The sequence below is a fragment of the Mycobacterium sp. 2-64 genome (assembly GCF_035918375.1).
Lineage (GTDB): Bacteria > Actinomycetota > Actinomycetes > Mycobacteriales > Mycobacteriaceae > Mycobacterium > Mycobacterium intracellulare.
Genome location: NZ_CP142361.1, coordinates 4,559,431 through 4,573,747, shown reverse-complemented (window position 1 = coordinate 4,573,747; position 14,317 = coordinate 4,559,431). Strand labels below are relative to the sequence as shown.

16 protein-coding genes and 1 riboswitch are annotated in these 14,317 nt (G+C 68.8%); of the genes, 9 read left to right on the top strand and 7 right to left on the bottom strand.

Translation table 11 applies throughout. From position 1 onward, the window contains the following. Positions 1 to 21: 21 nt before the first annotated feature. Both QGN31_RS21180 and QGN31_RS21175 read right to left on the bottom strand, forming a co-directional pair. Positions 22 to 882, bottom strand: coding sequence for an LLM class F420-dependent oxidoreductase (locus QGN31_RS21180; protein ID WP_014941321.1), 861 nt, complete (start codon positions 880 to 882; stop codon positions 22 to 24). A gap of 62 nt (positions 883 to 944) precedes the next feature. Continuing rightward, on the bottom strand, positions 945 to 2,153 hold the full coding sequence (locus QGN31_RS21175) for an FAD-dependent monooxygenase (protein ID WP_014711022.1): 1,209 nt from the start codon (positions 2,151 to 2,153) through the stop codon (positions 945 to 947). Positions 2,154 to 2,234: 81 nt separating this feature from the next. Here QGN31_RS21175 and QGN31_RS21170 point away from each other — a divergent pair, with 81 nt between their 5' ends. Next, positions 2,235 to 2,771: a TetR/AcrR family transcriptional regulator gene (locus QGN31_RS21170; protein ID WP_009951783.1), complete on the top strand. Its 537-nt coding sequence runs from the start codon at positions 2,235 to 2,237 to the stop codon at positions 2,769 to 2,771. A 27-nt stretch (positions 2,772 to 2,798) separates the two neighbouring features. Further along, positions 2,799 to 3,788, top strand: coding sequence for an LLM class F420-dependent oxidoreductase (locus tag QGN31_RS21165; protein WP_014383880.1), 990 nt, complete (start codon positions 2,799 to 2,801; stop codon positions 3,786 to 3,788). On the opposite strand, the gene QGN31_RS21160 is transcribed toward QGN31_RS21165, so the two are convergent. Further along, complete coding sequence (locus tag QGN31_RS21160) at positions 3,785 to 4,279, bottom strand: anthrone oxygenase family protein (protein WP_014383881.1); 495 nt, start codon at positions 4,277 to 4,279, stop codon at positions 3,785 to 3,787. The two genes, QGN31_RS21165 and QGN31_RS21160, sit on opposite strands and share 4 nt — an antisense overlap. 82 nt (positions 4,280 to 4,361) lie before the next feature. Here QGN31_RS21160 and QGN31_RS21155 point away from each other — a divergent pair, with 82 nt between their 5' ends. Further along, positions 4,362 to 5,294, top strand: a complete 933-nt coding sequence (locus QGN31_RS21155) for an AraC family transcriptional regulator (RefSeq protein ID WP_014383882.1) — start codon at positions 4,362 to 4,364, stop codon at positions 5,292 to 5,294. Positions 5,295 to 5,308: 14 nt separating this feature from the next. On the opposite strand, the gene QGN31_RS21150 is transcribed toward QGN31_RS21155, so the two are convergent. Continuing rightward, the gene (locus tag QGN31_RS21150; protein ID WP_008253825.1) at positions 5,309 to 5,602 is read right to left on the bottom strand and encodes a putative quinol monooxygenase; all 294 of its coding nucleotides are present in this window, start codon (positions 5,600 to 5,602) and stop codon (positions 5,309 to 5,311) included. A gap of 144 nt (positions 5,603 to 5,746) precedes the next feature. Between QGN31_RS21150 and QGN31_RS21145 the strand changes: the two genes are divergently transcribed. Both QGN31_RS21145 and QGN31_RS21140 read left to right on the top strand, forming a co-directional pair. Beyond that, positions 5,747 to 6,163, top strand: a complete 417-nt coding sequence (locus QGN31_RS21145; RefSeq protein ID WP_009951778.1) for a Zn-ribbon domain-containing OB-fold protein — start codon at positions 5,747 to 5,749, stop codon at positions 6,161 to 6,163. Positions 6,164 to 6,178: 15 nt separating this feature from the next. After that, positions 6,179 to 7,324, top strand: a complete 1,146-nt coding sequence (locus QGN31_RS21140; protein ID WP_014383883.1) for a thiolase family protein — start codon at positions 6,179 to 6,181, stop codon at positions 7,322 to 7,324. 60 nt (positions 7,325 to 7,384) lie between these two features. Here QGN31_RS21140 and QGN31_RS21135 read toward each other — a convergent pair whose 3' ends face one another. Both QGN31_RS21135 and QGN31_RS21130 read right to left on the bottom strand, forming a co-directional pair. Continuing rightward, on the bottom strand, positions 7,385 to 9,034 hold the full coding sequence (locus QGN31_RS21135; protein WP_014379227.1) for a DNA repair helicase XPB: 1,650 nt from the start codon (positions 9,032 to 9,034) through the stop codon (positions 7,385 to 7,387). A gap of 54 nt (positions 9,035 to 9,088) precedes the next feature. Continuing rightward, a complete protein-coding gene (locus tag QGN31_RS21130; protein WP_014383884.1) occupies positions 9,089 to 11,347 on the bottom strand; it encodes a helicase-associated domain-containing protein in 2,259 nt (752 codons plus the stop codon). A gap of 109 nt (positions 11,348 to 11,456) precedes the next feature. Here QGN31_RS21130 and QGN31_RS21125 point away from each other — a divergent pair, with 109 nt between their 5' ends. The 4 genes from QGN31_RS21125 to QGN31_RS21110 are packed head-to-tail and all read left to right on the top strand — an operon-like array spanning position 11,457 to position 13,097. Further along, entirely contained in the window at positions 11,457 to 11,657 is a 201-nt protein-coding gene (locus tag QGN31_RS21125) for a hypothetical protein (protein ID WP_008253834.1), read from the top strand. Between the two features lie 8 nt (positions 11,658 to 11,665). Continuing rightward, a complete protein-coding gene (gene moaC / locus QGN31_RS21120) occupies positions 11,666 to 12,196 on the top strand; it encodes a cyclic pyranopterin monophosphate synthase MoaC (protein ID WP_026071397.1) in 531 nt (176 codons plus the stop codon). Continuing rightward, positions 12,193 to 12,675, top strand: a complete 483-nt coding sequence (locus QGN31_RS21115; protein ID WP_009951770.1) for a MogA/MoaB family molybdenum cofactor biosynthesis protein — start codon at positions 12,193 to 12,195, stop codon at positions 12,673 to 12,675. The genes moaC and QGN31_RS21115 overlap by 4 nt, the downstream gene beginning before the upstream one ends. Next, positions 12,672 to 13,097 (top strand): molybdenum cofactor biosynthesis protein MoaE, encoded by a 426-nt coding sequence (locus QGN31_RS21110; RefSeq protein WP_008253842.1) that lies wholly within the window; start codon positions 12,672 to 12,674, stop codon positions 13,095 to 13,097. The genes QGN31_RS21115 and QGN31_RS21110 overlap by 4 nt, the downstream gene beginning before the upstream one ends. A gap of 100 nt (positions 13,098 to 13,197) precedes the next feature. On the opposite strand, the gene QGN31_RS21105 is transcribed toward QGN31_RS21110, so the two are convergent. After that, a complete protein-coding gene (locus QGN31_RS21105; RefSeq protein ID WP_014383885.1) occupies positions 13,198 to 13,992 on the bottom strand; it encodes a transglycosylase family protein in 795 nt (264 codons plus the stop codon). A 13-nt stretch (positions 13,993 to 14,005) separates the two neighbouring features. Further along, a riboswitch (cyclic di-AMP (ydaO/yuaA leader) is annotated at positions 14,006 to 14,189 on the bottom strand. Between the last annotated feature and the right edge of the window lie 128 nt (positions 14,190 to 14,317).

Sequence of the window (14,317 nt, the reverse complement as noted above, 5' to 3'; positions counted from 1 at the left end):
TGCCGCGCGGCGGATCACCTGCTATCGGCAGGCGGCGGCGATTCGGCGCCATTCCTCGCGCGGGAAGGCTCTCGGATCGGCCCGCAACACCTGGACGCAGACGTGATCGGCGCCGGCGGAACGATGTTCGGCGACCCTGCCCATGATGGCGTCTTCGTCACCCCAGGCGATGATCGCGTTGAACAGTCGATCGCTCACCTGCGCCACATCGTCTTCGGAGAAGCCGCTGCGCAGCAGGTTGTTCGCGTAGTTGGGCAACGCCAAATAGGACCGCAGCCACTCGGTTCCGATCTGACGCGCCTCGTCGGCGCTGTCGGTCAGGATGACCGTCTGCTCCGGCAGGAGCAGGGGGCCCTGGCCCAAAGTCGAACGGGCAGAAGCGGTGTGGTCGGGGGTGACCAGGTAGGGGTGGGCGCCCGCGGCGCGGCTCGCGGACAGCTTCAGCATCTTCGGTCCGAGCGCGGCAAGAACCCGGCGCCCGGTGGGAACCGGCCGCGGCGCGGCGTCCAACCCGTCCAGGAACGACGCCGTGGCCGCGAGCGGTTTGCGGTAGCATCCGGGCTGGCCGGCGTCGATCAGCGGTGCGTGGCTGACGCCGATTCCGAGCAGGAAGCGGTCGCCGTGCTCAGCGGTGAGCGTCGCATAGGATTCGGCGACGTCGCCGGGCCCATGCATCCATAGATTCAGGATGCCGGTGGCGATCACGGTCCGCTTGGTCGCGGCGAGCAGATGACCGACCGAGTCGAACACCGGCCCACCGACGTCGGGAATCCACAGCGCGGGGAAGCCGAGTTCATCGAGTTCGGCTGCGGCGTCGGCGGATTCGGCCGGGTTGCCGTAGCGCAGTTGACTGCTCCAGATCCCAACACCGGTCAGTTCCATCTGAGGCCTTCCCTTCGTGGCACGCGCGCGGCCGCTCGGGTCCGCGGCTTCTGGACATGCTGTCAGACGTCGCTTCCGGCGTAGTCGGGGACCGGCATCGAGTCGTGCATGCGGACGCCCTTGGTGTTCAGCTTGGCCAGCGACCGGGACAGCGACCCCGGCATCGCCGAGATCAGTTGGGCTCCACGGGTTAACGCCCAGACTCCGGCGCGGGAACCGGGGATGATGCCCTTGGCCGCGCCGCGGGCGAAGGACCGGCTGCGATGCACCGGTTCGCGCATCTGCAGTTCGTAGGCGGCGAAGGCGCGCAGGTGGTCGCCGTCGGCGCGGGCGAGTTCTCCGGCGAGCACGTAGGCGCCGAGGACGGCGAGGCTGGTGCTGCCGCCCACCGCCGGCCCGGGGCAGTATCCGGCGTCGCCGACCAGGGTGACGCGGCGGCGCGACCACCTGTCCGTGCGGAGCTGGGTGATGGAGTCGAAGTAGAAGGTGGGCGTGCGCTCGATTTCGGCCAGCCAGCCGTCCACCTGGTCATGCATCCCGGTGAAAGCGTCGCGCAGTAACTCCTTCTGCCGCAACACATCGCGGTGGTCGTAGTCGGGTTCTTCCCGGCGGCGAAACAGAAACACCACCCGCGCGTCGTCCAGGTGGTCCGCCGTGTAGATACCGGCGAAGCGGCCGACGCCGACGTGGCCGACCATCTCGCCGGCCCGCACCAGCGCCTTGGGCGCCGACAGCACCGACAGGTATCCCCCGAGGAAGCGCGTCAGGCCGGCTTCCTCGCCGAAGGTCAGGCGCCGAACGTTGGAGTGCAGGCCGTCGGCGCCGACGATGACGTCGAAGGTGCGTGCCTCGGAGCGCTCGAACGCCACGGTGCCGTCGTGCTCGATCTCGGTGATCGAGTCGCCGAACAGGTACTCGACGTCGTCGCGGGCGGCGTCGTAGTAGATCTCGCTGAGGTCGTCGCGCATGATCTCCACGTGCCGGTCGGAGCTGGCGGCGTAGATCTTGGTGAGGTCGATGTCGGTGGCCCGCGGCCGGCCTTCTCGGTACAGCGCCAGGCGGGTGGTTCCGGTGGCCAGGGCCTCGATGCGGGGCAGGACGCCCATCTTCGCCGAGATCTCCATCGCCGGACGGAACAAGTCGACGGCGTGGCCGCCGGTTTTGCGCAGCGTCGGGGCGCGCTCGACGACGGTGACGTCGAAGCCGTAGCGGGACAGCCAGTACGCCAGCACCGGGCCGGCGACGCTGGCGCCGGAAATGAGTATCCGCACGATCCACCTCCCGCACTTACTTAACGTTCGGTAAGCATAGCATCCCACTTACCGATCGGTAAGTCAGATAAACTCGGGCGGGTGAGCAGGCCCCGGTCAGACACGCGCGAGCGGATTCAGGAGGTCGCTCGCGAGCTGTTTTTGCAGCGCGGCGTGCAGCGCACCAGCCTGCAGGACATCGCCAACCAGCTGGGCATCACCAAACCCGCGCTGTACTACCACTTTCCGTCACGCGAGGACCTGGTGCGCAGCATCCTGGTGCCGCTGATCGACGAGGGCGAGCGGTTCGTCGCCGACCACGAGGGCCGCGGCGCCGTCGATGTTCGCGAGTTGTTGGAGGGCTATTTCGATTTCCACTACCGGCACCGCCGGGACCTGGTGCTGTTGCTGACCGAGTTGTCGACGCTGATCGACCTGGACCTCATCGACACCGTGCTGGCGTGGCGAGAGCGGTTGGCGCGGCTGGTGTTCGGTGAGACGCCGACGCTCGCACAGTCCACCCGCGCGGTCGTCGCGTTCGGCGGCTTGCAGGACTGCTGCGTGCAGTTCGTCGACGCGCCGCAGGAGGAACTGCGCGAGAAGTCGGTCGCGGCCGCGTTCGACGCGCTGAATGGCTGAATAGTGGCGGGGCTAAAGTCCGTTGGTATGCGCTTCGGTCTCTTCATTCCGCAAGGCTGGCGGATGGATCTGGTCGGCATCGAACCCGACAAACACTGGGCGGTGATGCGCGATCTGGCCGATCACGCGGACCGCGGCCGGTGGGACTCGTTGTGGGTCTACGACCACTTCCACACCGTCCCGGTGCCCACCGGGGAAGCCACCCACGAGGCGTGGTCGCTCATGTCCGCGTACGCGGCCACCACGTCGCGCATCAAGCTCGGCCAGATGTGCACGGCCATGAGCTACCGCAACCCGGTCTACCTCGCCAAGGTGGCCGCGACGGCCGACATCATCTCCGGTGGCCGGATTCAGATGGGGATCGGCGGCGGCTGGTACGAACATGAATGGCGCGCTTACGGTTACGGATTCCCGTCGGCGGGCGTCCGGTTGGGTCGCCTCGACGAAGGCGTCCAGATCATGCGCGACGCCTGGCGCGACGGCAAGGTCAGCTTCGACGGCAAGCACTACCAGGTGGACGGCGCGATCGTCGCCCCTAAGCCACTGCAGGACAACGGGATTCCGCTGTGGATCGCCGGCGGCGGCGAGAAGGTGACCTTGCGTATCGCCGCCCGGTACGCGCAGTACACCAACTTCACGCCCGAGCCGGCCGCGTTCGCCCACAAGTCGCAGGTGCTGGCCGGGCACTGCCGCGAAGTGGGCACCGACTTCGACGCCATCGTGCGTTCGGTCAACGTCAACGCCGTCGTCGGCCCGTCGGAGGCCGACGTCAAAGACCGGCTGCAACGGGTCCGCGGACGCATGGCCGATTACGTCGGGGAGGCCGCCGCGGACGCGATGATCGCCGGCACCAGCGGGCCGGACTCGGCCACCGGCACGCCGGAACAGGTCGTCGAGCGTCTGACGAAGCTCCGAGATCTCGGATGCGACTACGCCATCTGCTATTTCCCCGAGGCCGCCTACGACCGTTCCGGCATCGAGCTGTTCGAACGAGAGGTCATTCCCGCACTGAGCTAGCGGCAGCGCAGCCCGACCAGCATCAGTGCGGCGCCGAGGAACGCGGTGACGGTGCGGACATGGTTCCATGCCGTCCACGTGGAGAAGTACGTCTGCCATTCGCGCGCGGCGTCGGCGGCCGACAGCCCCACCGGGTCTACGCCGTCGAGACGGTTGTTCAGCGGCACGTTGAACACCACCGTGATGATCGCGGCGAGGATCGCGAAAACCGCTCCCGCCAACAGCCACCAGCTGCCGGGTTGGGGCAACTGCGTCACCGCAACGACGCCGACCGCCAAGGCGAGGATCGCCGCACCAAAATACGCGAGCAGAAACGCGGGACTGGAATTCGCTGCGACGTTGATACCGCGCATCGCGGCAATCGCCTCGCGCGAATCGATGCCATTCAGGCCGCGCATCACGAATGTGGAGAACACGTACATCATTCCGCCGGCGGCGGCGCCGACGATCGTGGCGATGGAGGTCAGGATGACAACCGGACTTGCGTTCATGGCCTGAAGTCAACCGCGGGCCGGCTGAGACCATCCATCGCTATCCGTCCCGATTACATATGCGCCCGTCTACGATCCGGTTGTGGACGCCGTGGTGGGATTGCTCGACGGCGTTCGGGCGCGCGGGGCATTTGTGTTGCGCATGATGATGGACCCGCCGTGGTCGCTGCGCATCCAGGACGACGCGCCGCTGGCGATCATCTGCCAGACGCATGGCAGCGCCGTCATCGTCGGCGACGACAGCGGCACCGATTGGCTACGTCCCGGGGACATTGCGCTCACCCGCGGCACCCAGCATTACGTCTTCGCGGACGACCCGGGGACCGCCCCGACGGCGGTGATCCATCCGGGTCAACGGTGCACCACGCAGACCGGGGACGACTTGCACTTCGAAATGTCGTTGGGCGTGCGGACGTGGGGTAACAGTCCCTCGGGTGCGACCCGCTCCATCGTCTGCGCGTACGAGGGACGCAGCGAGGTCAGCGCCCGGTTGCTCGACGCGCTGCCCGCCGTGCTGGTGTTGCGCGCGGACGAATGGGACAGTCCGCTGGTTCCGCTGTTGGCCAGCGAGGCCGGCCGTGGCGGCCCCGGCCAAGAGGCGTATCTGGATCGGCTGCTCGACTTGCTGCTCATCGGGGTGCTGCGCATCTGGTTCGACAACGACGTCAACGCGCCCGCCTGGTGGCACGCCGAACGCGACGCGGTGGTGGGGCCGGCCTTGAAGCTGATCTACAGCAACCCCGCGCACCCCTGGACCGTCGCGAATCTCGCTGCGGCAGTTGGCGCGTCACGCGCAGCGTTCGCCCGCCGGTTCACCGAGCAGGTGGGCGAGCCGCCGATCGCTTTCCTGACCGGTTGGCGGCTTGCGTTGGCCGCCGATCTGCTGCGGTCCAGCCAGGCGACCATCGCCGCCGTCGCCCGAGAGGTCGGCTACGCCACCCCGTTCGCGTTGAGTACCGCCTTCAAACGCGCCTACGGGGTGAGCCCGAATACCCACCGCGCCGGCGCGGGCTGATCGGCCGGCGCGAGCTACACGTCGCTGGTGAGATACCTGGTCTTGGCCGGGGGCGCGGCAAGCAGCGGGGGAAGCTGCGTCAGCTTGCCCTCGCCCGCGCGGAACGCGCGGTAAGCCTCGTCGTGCTCGACCGTCTCCCAAATTTCGTAAATCAGCCAGTGCGCTTCATCGTCTTCGTCGACGAGCACGTCGGTGCGGACATTCCCGTCGAACGCGCGGGTGTCCTGCAGCGCCCGGCCCATCAGCTCGCGCCCCGCGGCGACCTCGTCGGGCTTGAACCTGAGCTCGAGTATCACGGTGACCGTCATGGCGCCAACATATCTTCCCCGCGCCCGACGCCAGTCCTCGCCCATTGCGCGGAGGCGAGAATGCGGTTTCCACTTTTCGGAAAGCTGTTATACGGTTCAGTGAGTTCTGTTGGCGGATTGTCGACGTTCCTGGAGGACCCCCCGATGCAGAAGGCACTTGCCCCGGAGATCTCTACCTGGCCCGATGAGAGCCCGCAGCTCATCGGCAGCCGATGCGGCAGCTGCGAGGCGACCACCTTCCCGGTGCAGCAGTGGTGCCCGCGCTGCAGCGGTGGCGAGATGTCCGACGTGCTGTTGCCCCGGCGCGGAACGCTGGTGGCGTGGACGACCCAGGGCTTTCCCCCTGGAGCCCCTTACATCGGCCCGGCCGGTAAGGACTTCGTGCCCTTCGGAGTGGGACTGGTCCAGCTCGGTGATGTGATCCGGGTCGAAGGCCGCCTGACCGAGAACGACCCGGCCAAGTTGAAGTTCGGCCAGGAAGTCGAACTCACCATGGTGCCGTTCGCCACCGACGACGAGGGCGCCGAAATCATCACCTTCGCGTTCCAGCCCGTCGCCTGAGTCAGGAGGATCGAGATGACCAACGACGTCGCCATCATCGGCGTGGGCCTGCACCCGTTCGGCAGGTTCGACAAGACGGCGATGCAGATGGGCGCCGAGGCCGTCCAGCTCGCGCTCAAAGACGCCGGAGTGGACTGGAAAGACATCCAATTCGGATTCGGCGGCAGCTACGAGGTCTCCAACCCCGACGCCGTGACCCGCCTGGTCGGCCTGACCGGCATCACGTTCACCAACGTGTTCAACGCCTGCGCCACCGCGGCCAGCGCCATCCAGCAGACCGCCGACACCATCCGGTTGGGCAAGTACGACATCGGTATTGCCATCGGCCTCGACAAGCATCCGCGCGGTGCCTTCACCGACGACCCCGCCAAGCTGGCGCTGCCGCAGTGGTACGCCAACAACGGGCAGTTCGTCACCACCAAGTTCTTCGGCATGAAGGCCAACAAGTACATCCACGACCACAACATCTCCCAGGAGACGCTGGCGCGGGTGGCCAACAAGAACTTCCGCAACGGTGCGCTGAACCCGAATGCCTTCCGGCGCAAGGAGATCTCCGTCGAGGAGATCCTCGCCTCGCCCGCGCTGAACTACCCGTTGACGCAGTACATGTTCTGCGCGCCCGACGAGGGGGCGGCCGCGGTCATCATGTGTCGCGCCGACATGGCCGAGAAATTCACCGACAAGCCGGTCTATGTGCGCGCCTGCGAGATTCGCACCCGGCGCTTCGGCGCCTACGAGGTGCACGCCACGTCGGCGCCGCTGGACGAGGACGCGTCACCGACCGTGTACGCGGCCAAGGCCGCCTACGAGGCGGCCGGCATCGGACCCGAAGACGTCGACGTCGCGCAGTTGCAGGACACCGACGCCGGCGCCGAGGTGATCCACATGGCCGAGACCGGATTGTGCGCGGACGGCGAACAGGAGAAGCTGCTGGCCGACGGCGCCACCGAGATCCACGGCTCGATTCCCGTCAACACCGACGGCGGGCTGATCGCCAACGGCGAGCCGATCGGTGCGTCGGGGCTGCGGCAGATGCACGAACTGGTGCGCCAGTTGCGCGGCGAGGCGGGGGAGCGTCAGGTCCCCGGCGATCCGCGCGTCGGCCTGGCCCAGGTGTACGGCGCGCCCGGCACCGCCTCGGCGACCATCCTGTCTCGGTAGCGCCGCCAGACACAAAAGCCCCCGAAACAACGGAGTTTCGGGGGCTTTTGCGTTCGCTCGCTAGATGGCCGGACCCAGGAGGTCGTCGGCGTCGCGGATGATGTAGCCGTAACCCTGCTCGGCCAGGAAACGCTGCCGGTGGGCGGCGTATTCGGCGTCCAGGCTGTCGCGCGCCACCACGGAATAGAAGATGGCGCCGCCGCCGTCGGCCTTGGGCCGCAGCAACCGGCCCAGCCGCTGCGCCTCTTCCTGGCGCGAGCCGAAGGTTCCCGAAACCTGCACGGCCACCGCGGCTTCCGGCAAGTCGATGGAGAAGTTGGCGACCTTGGAAACCACCAGCGTGTTCACCTCGCCGCGGCGGAAGCCGTCGAACAGCTCCTCGCGTTCCTTGGTCCGCGTGGAGCCCTGGATCACCGGGGCGCCCAGCTCGGCGCCCAGCTCGTCGAGCTGATCGAGGTACGCGCCGATCACCAGGGTCTGCTCACCCGGATGCTTCGCCAGAATCGATTTGACCACAGCGATTTTGGTGTGCACCGTCGAGCACAGCTTGTAGCGCTCTTCGGGCTCGGCGGTGGCGTACATCATCCGCTCGTTGTCGGTCATGGTGACCCGCACCTCGACGCACTCCGCCGGTGCGATCCACCCCTGCGCCTCGATGTCCTTCCACGGCGCGTCATAGCGTTTCGGGCCGATCAGGGAGAACACGTCGCCCTCGCGGCCGTCCTCGCGGACCAGCGTGGCGGTCAGCCCCAGGCGCCGCTTGGATTGCAGATCGGCGGTCATCCGAAACACCGGCGCCGGCAACAAGTGGACCTCGTCGTAGATGATCAGCCCCCAGTCGCGGCTGTCGAAGAGCTCGAGGTGGCGGTACTCGCCCTTGGTGCGGCGAGTGATCATCTGGTACGTCGAGATGGTCACCGGCCGAATCTCCTTGCGCTCACCGGAGTATTCGCCGATCTCGTCCTCGGTGAGCGAGGTGCGGGCGATCAGCTCACGCTTCCACTGCCGCGCCGCGACGATGTTGGTGACCAAAATCAGCGTTGTCGCACCGGCTTTCGCCATCGCGGCGGCGCCCACCAAGGTCTTGCCGGCGCCACAGGGAAGCACCACCACGCCGGAGCCACCCGACCAGAACGAGTCGGTGGCCATCTGCTGGTAGTCGCGCAGGTGCCAGCCGTCCTGGGCCAGGCTGATCGGATGCGCCTCGCCGTCGACGTAGCCAGCGAGATCCTCTGCGGGCCAACCGATCTTGAGTAGCATTTGCTTGACCCGGCCGCGCTCGCTCGGGTGGACGATGACCGTGTCGTCGTCGATCCGGGCGCCGAGCATCGGGGCGATCTTCTTGTTGCGCAACACTTCCTCGAGCACCGCGCGGTCCAGGCTCACCAGCGTCAGGCCGTGCGCCGGGTTTTTCACCAGCTGTAAGCGGCCGTAGCGGGCCATGGTGTCGACGATGTCGACCAGCAGCGGCTGCGGCACCGCGTAGCGGGAGAAGGAGACCAGCGCGTCGACGACCTGTTCGGCGTCGTGCCCGGCGGCGCGGGCGTTCCACAGTGCCAGCGGTGTGATGCGGTAGGTGTGCACGTGCTCGGGTGCGCGTTCCAGCTCGGCGAACGGCGCGATCGCGGCCCGCGCCGCGCCGGCCTGTTCGTGCTCCACCTCGAGCAGCACCGTCTTGTCTGACTGCACGATCAACGGTCCGTCAGACATAGATGGCGCCACTCCTCATCGCTTCGCCCTGCATAAGCTCCGGCATGCCGTCCATTATCGGCCCGAGCCCGACACCACCGACGTGATGCGGTGGATGGCGAAGTCGCGCAGCCTGCCCGATGCCGAATCAAAGGCCACCAGCTGACCGCCCCGGACGGTGATCGGCGACACGACGCGCTGGGTGGCCACGCCGGCCGCGTCTAGATAACCGATCACCAGGGTGTCTTGTTCCCGGGCGGCGCGCTGCAACAGCGTCATGGTGGCCGCCGGATCGACGCGAACGTTGCCGAACGGTGCGGCGGTGACCTTGCGCAGCACCGCGACCACCGCGTGGAGACTGTCGCTGTTGGGACGGCGCAGCGGGCGATAGGGACGGCGTTGTTGCGGTGTGGCCACCCGGGCGCCCCGGGGCCGGACGTCGACGATGGCGCCGGTCGAGTCCTCGGCCGCCGGAGCGAAGCCCGCGGCTCGCAGCGCGGCGAGCACCTCGCCGATCGGCGCCGGCGACACCGCCACCGTGGGGGCCAGGGCGCGCAACTGCACCTCTTCGGTCGCGGGAGCGGCCACGGCCTGGGCCAGCAGCGCCGGATCCTCGCACCGCACGAACGCCGCGGCCATGCCGATCCGCAGCTGCCCGTGCCTGCGCGCGACGTCGTCGATGAGATAGGTAAGCCCTTGGGGCACTGGCGTTTTGGAGTGCTTGGCGAACAGGGCATGCATCCAGTCGCTGGTCTTGCCGACGTCGAGCGCATGCCGGATCGACTGCTCGCTGACGCGGTACACCATCGCCGTGCCCGCCGATTCGACGGTGGCCACGGTGGCGAGTTGCTCGGCCAGGTCGCGCTGCAGCGGACCCGGCACGACAACCGTCAGGTCCGCCTGCACCAGGAAGTGATCGACCGGTTCGGGCAGCGCCCTGGTCATGGCGTCGATCGCGGCCTGCGGATCGTTGTCCTCGTCCAGCAGCGCCCGGCCGGGCGTGCTGATCGCCCCGCGCCCCACCAGCCCCATGGCGTGGCCTTCGGCGAGCAGATCCCCGACGGGCCCCGGCTGTAACCGCTTGGCCCACCGCGGACGCCGCCAGATCAGCGCGGCCGATGCTTCCGCCGCGTCGACGCCGGCCCCGGGCGGGAGCCCGGACAGCATGCCGAGCAACAGGCGGCGATCCAGCGGCGCGGCGGTGGAATACAGGGCATCGGTAAGGGCCCCATAGGGTTTGGCGTCGGGACCGCGCGTGCCGATCAGCGCCGGCCGGCTGGGCAGGTCGAGCCAGCTGCTGGCCAACAGGCGCCAACGCTCGGCGGCGGACAGCGCGGCGAACCGATCGGTGGCGACCGTCGGCGCCCAGTACGGTGCCTCGCCGGCCGCCGGTTCGGGGTCGGGCATGCCGCTGGCGATCAACCCGGCCGCGGCGGCGACTTCGAGGATCAAACCCAGCCGTGACTCGTCGATCCCGGTCACCTTGCTCAGCCGCTTGACGTCCCGGATTCCCAGGCCCCCGCTGCGCAACTCGGAAACCGGTGCGGCGGAAAGCGTTTCGAGCAGAACGTCGAGCTCCCGCAGCAGGTCGATGGCGGCTCCGGCGGCCGTCGCGTCGACGTCGTCGGCGGTGGTGGTCGACACCACCGGGTTCGGCGCGGTCAGTTGCATCGGGCCGGGCCGCTCGCCGCGCAGCACCTGTCCCACGTGGCGGGGCAGGATCACGGTCTCGGCGTCGATGCGCCGCAACAGGCCCATGGCCAGCAGCTGGGGCACCGGGCGGTCCGCCGCCGCGCCCGGCGCCGCGTCGCGGGTGCGGCCCATCGGGGAGCCTTCGAGAAGTTTCTCCAGCACCTCGAGCTGCGCCCGGTCGAGGTCGTCGATCAGGGCCGCGATCTGCTCGGCGTCGCGCGAGGTGTCCTCGAGCATGACCTGCCCCGGATGCCACGGCATTCCCGTCCCGGCGTCGGGGGCGACCCGCAGCGCGGTCTCGCCCCAGACCAGGACGCGTTGCCGGAGGTCGTCGACCGCGTCGAGGACGTCGCCTTCGGGGGCGCGATCACCGATCAGCGCCAGCAGCTTCGCGGTCGGCACCGGTTCCGCGTCGGCCCGCAGCACCAGCAGCGCGTCGAGCACCGCCAGCCGCAGGAAGTCGAGGTCGTCGGTGGCGGCCTTGATCGACTGGCGGGCCTGGGCTCGGGCCGCCAGTGCGGCGATGCTGCCGGGCGGGGGCTGGGCGAGGTCCCGCCGCAATTCCAGCAGTCGGATCAGGCGCTCATCGGACAACTCGGCCAGCCACGACCCCAGCGGGATATCCGGGGTGTTGTCGGTCATCGCTGACCAGCGTAAAGCAGGTCGTGGATGCCGAGCAGATCGCGAAGGGGCGGCGCGAACCTACGGTCTTGCGCCACGCGCTCCTGGGTCACCTGTCAGAATGGACCTCGTGGCTGACACTGCTGAGGGCAAAGCTCGCAAAACCAAGTACGTCGACAACGGCTGGCCGACGACGGACCCCGACGACCACGCGGTCAGTGAACTCGTCACCGACCGGACGGGTGCGCTGTCGCCCTTCGGCGAGCTGACGTTCCCGCTGCCCTCCACCGAGCTGCCCTACCTGCACCCGGTCACCGTCGTCAATCGGTAGGTCTTTCCATGGCTAGGGCCTCTGAGGCCTCGAAAGCCTCGGCGACCTGGGCGTCGGGAGAATCCCGCTCGGGTGCGCTGTCACACGTGGACGACCAGGGGGCGGCCCACATGGTCGACGTCAGCGAGAAGGTAGCCACCAAGCGGACCGCCGTCGCCGCGGGCGCCCTGCGCACGTCGGCACACGTGGTGGAGCTGATCTCGACCGGGGGCCTGCCCAAGGGCGACGCGCTTGCCACCGCCCGGGTAGCGGGTATCCAAGCGGCGAAGCGCACCAGCGAGCTCATCCCGCTCTGCCATCAGCTGGCGCTGACCGGGGTCGACATCGACTTCGACGTGGCGGAGTCGGACATCGAGATCACCGCGACGGTGCGCAGCACCGACCGCACGGGGGTGGAGATGGAAGCGCTGAGCGCCGTCAGCGTCGCGGCCCTGACGCTCTACGACATGATCAAAGCGGTCGACCCGGCCGCGCGGATCGATGACATTCGAGTCCTGCGCAAGGAAGGCGGCAAAACCGGAATGTGGACGCGGTCATGAGCACCCGATCGGCCCGCGTCATCATCGCCTCGACCCGGGCGTCGGCCGGACAGTACGAAGACCGATGCGGGCCGATCATCACCGAATGGCTGACCCAGCGGGGCTTTTCGGCCGGGGAGCCGGAGGTGGTCGCCGACGGGTCGCCGGTCGGTGATGCGCTGCGCAACGCGATCGATGACGACGTCGACGTCATCCTCACCTCCGGCGGCACCGGCATCTCACCCAGTGACAGCACCCCGGACCAGACCGTGGCCGTCATCGATTACCTCATCCCCGGCTTGGCAGAGGCGATCCGCCAGTCGGGCCTGCCCAAGGTGCCGACGTCGGTGTTGTCCCGCAGCGTGTGCGGGGTGGCCGGACGGACCCTGATCGTCAACCTGCCGGGTTCACCCGGTGGGGTGCGCGACGGGCTCGGGGTGCTCGCCGACGTGCTCGACCACGCGCTCGATCAACTCGCCGGTAAAGACCATCAGCGATGACGCTGGTCGTGCGCGCAGCCATGACCGAGCAGCCGATTCTTCTGGCTGAGCACGAAGAGCTGGTGGGCCATCAGTCGGCGGGGGCCATCGTCGGGTTCGTCGGCATGATCCGCGACCACGACGTGGGGCGCCGGGTGGTGCGGCTGGAGTACTCGGCGCACCCCTCGGCCGCCCAGGTCATGGCCGACGTGGTGGCCGATGTGGCGGCGCAGTCCAGCGGTGTCCGCGCCGTCGCCGCCAGCCACCGCGTCGGTGTGCTGCACATCGGAGAGGCGGCATTGGTCGCGGCCGTCGCCGCCGACCATCGCCAGGCGGCGTTCACCACCTGTGCGCGACTCGTCGACACCATCAAGGCGCGGCTACCGGTGTGGAAGCACCAGTTCTTCGCCGACGGCACCGAGGAGTGGGTGGGCTCGGCCTGATGCCGTGGCCAGCTGAGTCCGGGAGTTGGTGCGCCGTGCCCAACACGCCCCGAACAGGAGGGTTTTCGGGGCGTGCGGGGAATCTGGTGGCGCTAGAGCCTCAGGCGTTGGGCGACGGCTGCGCCAGGGCGTCCAGCGCGTCGTTCCCCTGAACATCCTGTGCCCGAATCGCTTCCCACAGCTGCTGGGTGTAGCTGGCGTCGGAGGCGACCTCCGGCATGCCGACCGGGACGAAACCGTGGAAGTCCGCGTCCGCTACGGGTACGGGCGGCATCGCGTCGGCGGGCGGGGCGGGGGGCAGATCGGCCGGGGGAGCGGCGTCCGCGGGGGGAGCGGGCGGCAGCTCCTCAGGGGGCGCCGGCAGGTCTGCGGGCGGAGCCTCCGGCGGTGCCGGACGGTCGAAGGAGGCCAGCTGTACTGGAGCGGGCGGCGGGGCGTCCTGCGGTGGAGCGTCGGGCGCCGGGGCGCCGTTGACGCCGGGCGCATCCAGCGGGGCGTCCAGGCCGGCCGGGGCGGGCACTTCGCGCGGGCTGGGACCCGACAGCGGGCCGCCGCAGACGGGCCACGCGCCGCGACCCTGGGTCGCCAGCACCCGCTCGGCGACGGCGATCTGCTGTTCCTTGGTCGCAAGCTCGGCCGACGGGGCGTATTGGCCGCCACCGTGCGAGGACCACGTGCTGGCGCTGAATTGCACCCCGCCGTGGTAGCCGTTGCCGGTATTGATGGCCCAGTTGCCGCCGGACTCGCAACGGGCTACCTGGTCCCATTCGCCGTCGGTGGCCGCGGCCGCCTGGCCGGCTAGGGCGATACTGCCGCCACCGAGCACTGCGCCGGTAAAGGCGATCTTGGCGACGTTGACACTGGATGCGGTGGGCTTACGGTGACGTCCGCTCATGCGCGCCGATGTATTCCTCTCTCGTCACGCGCCTGCGAGGTCAGCTGTCGGGTTCGGGTTGGAGAGGCCACCCGGCCGGCGCGGCCGTCGAGGACGACGCCGGCTTCACCCCTAGGGGCCGCGAACGGCCCCAGTCCGATCACGGTGGACCGGTGGGTCCCCCGTCTCCATCCATGAGTTGGTGGCCCCCGCCTATTGGATGGAGCTCGGCGCGATAGGGAGGGGAGGTCCGCCAATCGGGATGGCTGGCGAGCCTTCGGAGACCGTAACGGTTTCTGTTGGTCTCGTCACGTGTCGCGAAACCTGGCGTTTCGCTCTCGGTCAT

Bases quoted from the DNA above. Each gene is read 5' to 3' on its own strand.
- QGN31_RS21140 (WP_014383883.1), top strand. From the start codon at position 6,179: ATGACCAACGACGTCGCCATCATCGGCGTGGGCCTGCACCCGTTCGGC.
- QGN31_RS21135 (WP_014379227.1), bottom strand. From the start codon at position 9,034: ATGTCTGACGGACCGTTGATCGTGCAGTCAGACAAGACGGTGCTGCTC.
- QGN31_RS21110 (WP_008253842.1), top strand. From the start codon at position 12,672: ATGACGCTGGTCGTGCGCGCAGCCATGACCGAGCAGCCGATTCTTCTG.
- QGN31_RS21165 (WP_014383880.1), top strand. From the start codon at position 2,799: ATGCGCTTCGGTCTCTTCATTCCGCAAGGCTGGCGGATGGATCTGGTC.
- QGN31_RS21115 (WP_009951770.1), top strand. From the start codon at position 12,193: ATGAGCACCCGATCGGCCCGCGTCATCATCGCCTCGACCCGGGCGTCG.
- QGN31_RS21150 (WP_008253825.1), bottom strand. From the start codon at position 5,602: ATGACGGTCACCGTGATACTCGAGCTCAGGTTCAAGCCCGACGAGGTC.
- QGN31_RS21160 (WP_014383881.1), bottom strand. From the start codon at position 4,279: ATGAACGCAAGTCCGGTTGTCATCCTGACCTCCATCGCCACGATCGTC.
- QGN31_RS21145 (WP_009951778.1), top strand. From the start codon at position 5,747: ATGCAGAAGGCACTTGCCCCGGAGATCTCTACCTGGCCCGATGAGAGC.
- QGN31_RS21105 (WP_014383885.1), bottom strand. From the start codon at position 13,992: ATGAGCGGACGTCACCGTAAGCCCACCGCATCCAGTGTCAACGTCGCC.
- moaC (WP_026071397.1), top strand. From the start codon at position 11,666: ATGGCTAGGGCCTCTGAGGCCTCGAAAGCCTCGGCGACCTGGGCGTCG.
- QGN31_RS21130 (WP_014383884.1), bottom strand. From the start codon at position 11,347: ATGACCGACAACACCCCGGATATCCCGCTGGGGTCGTGGCTGGCCGAG.
- QGN31_RS21180 (WP_014941321.1), bottom strand. From the start codon at position 882: ATGGAACTGACCGGTGTTGGGATCTGGAGCAGTCAACTGCGCTACGGC.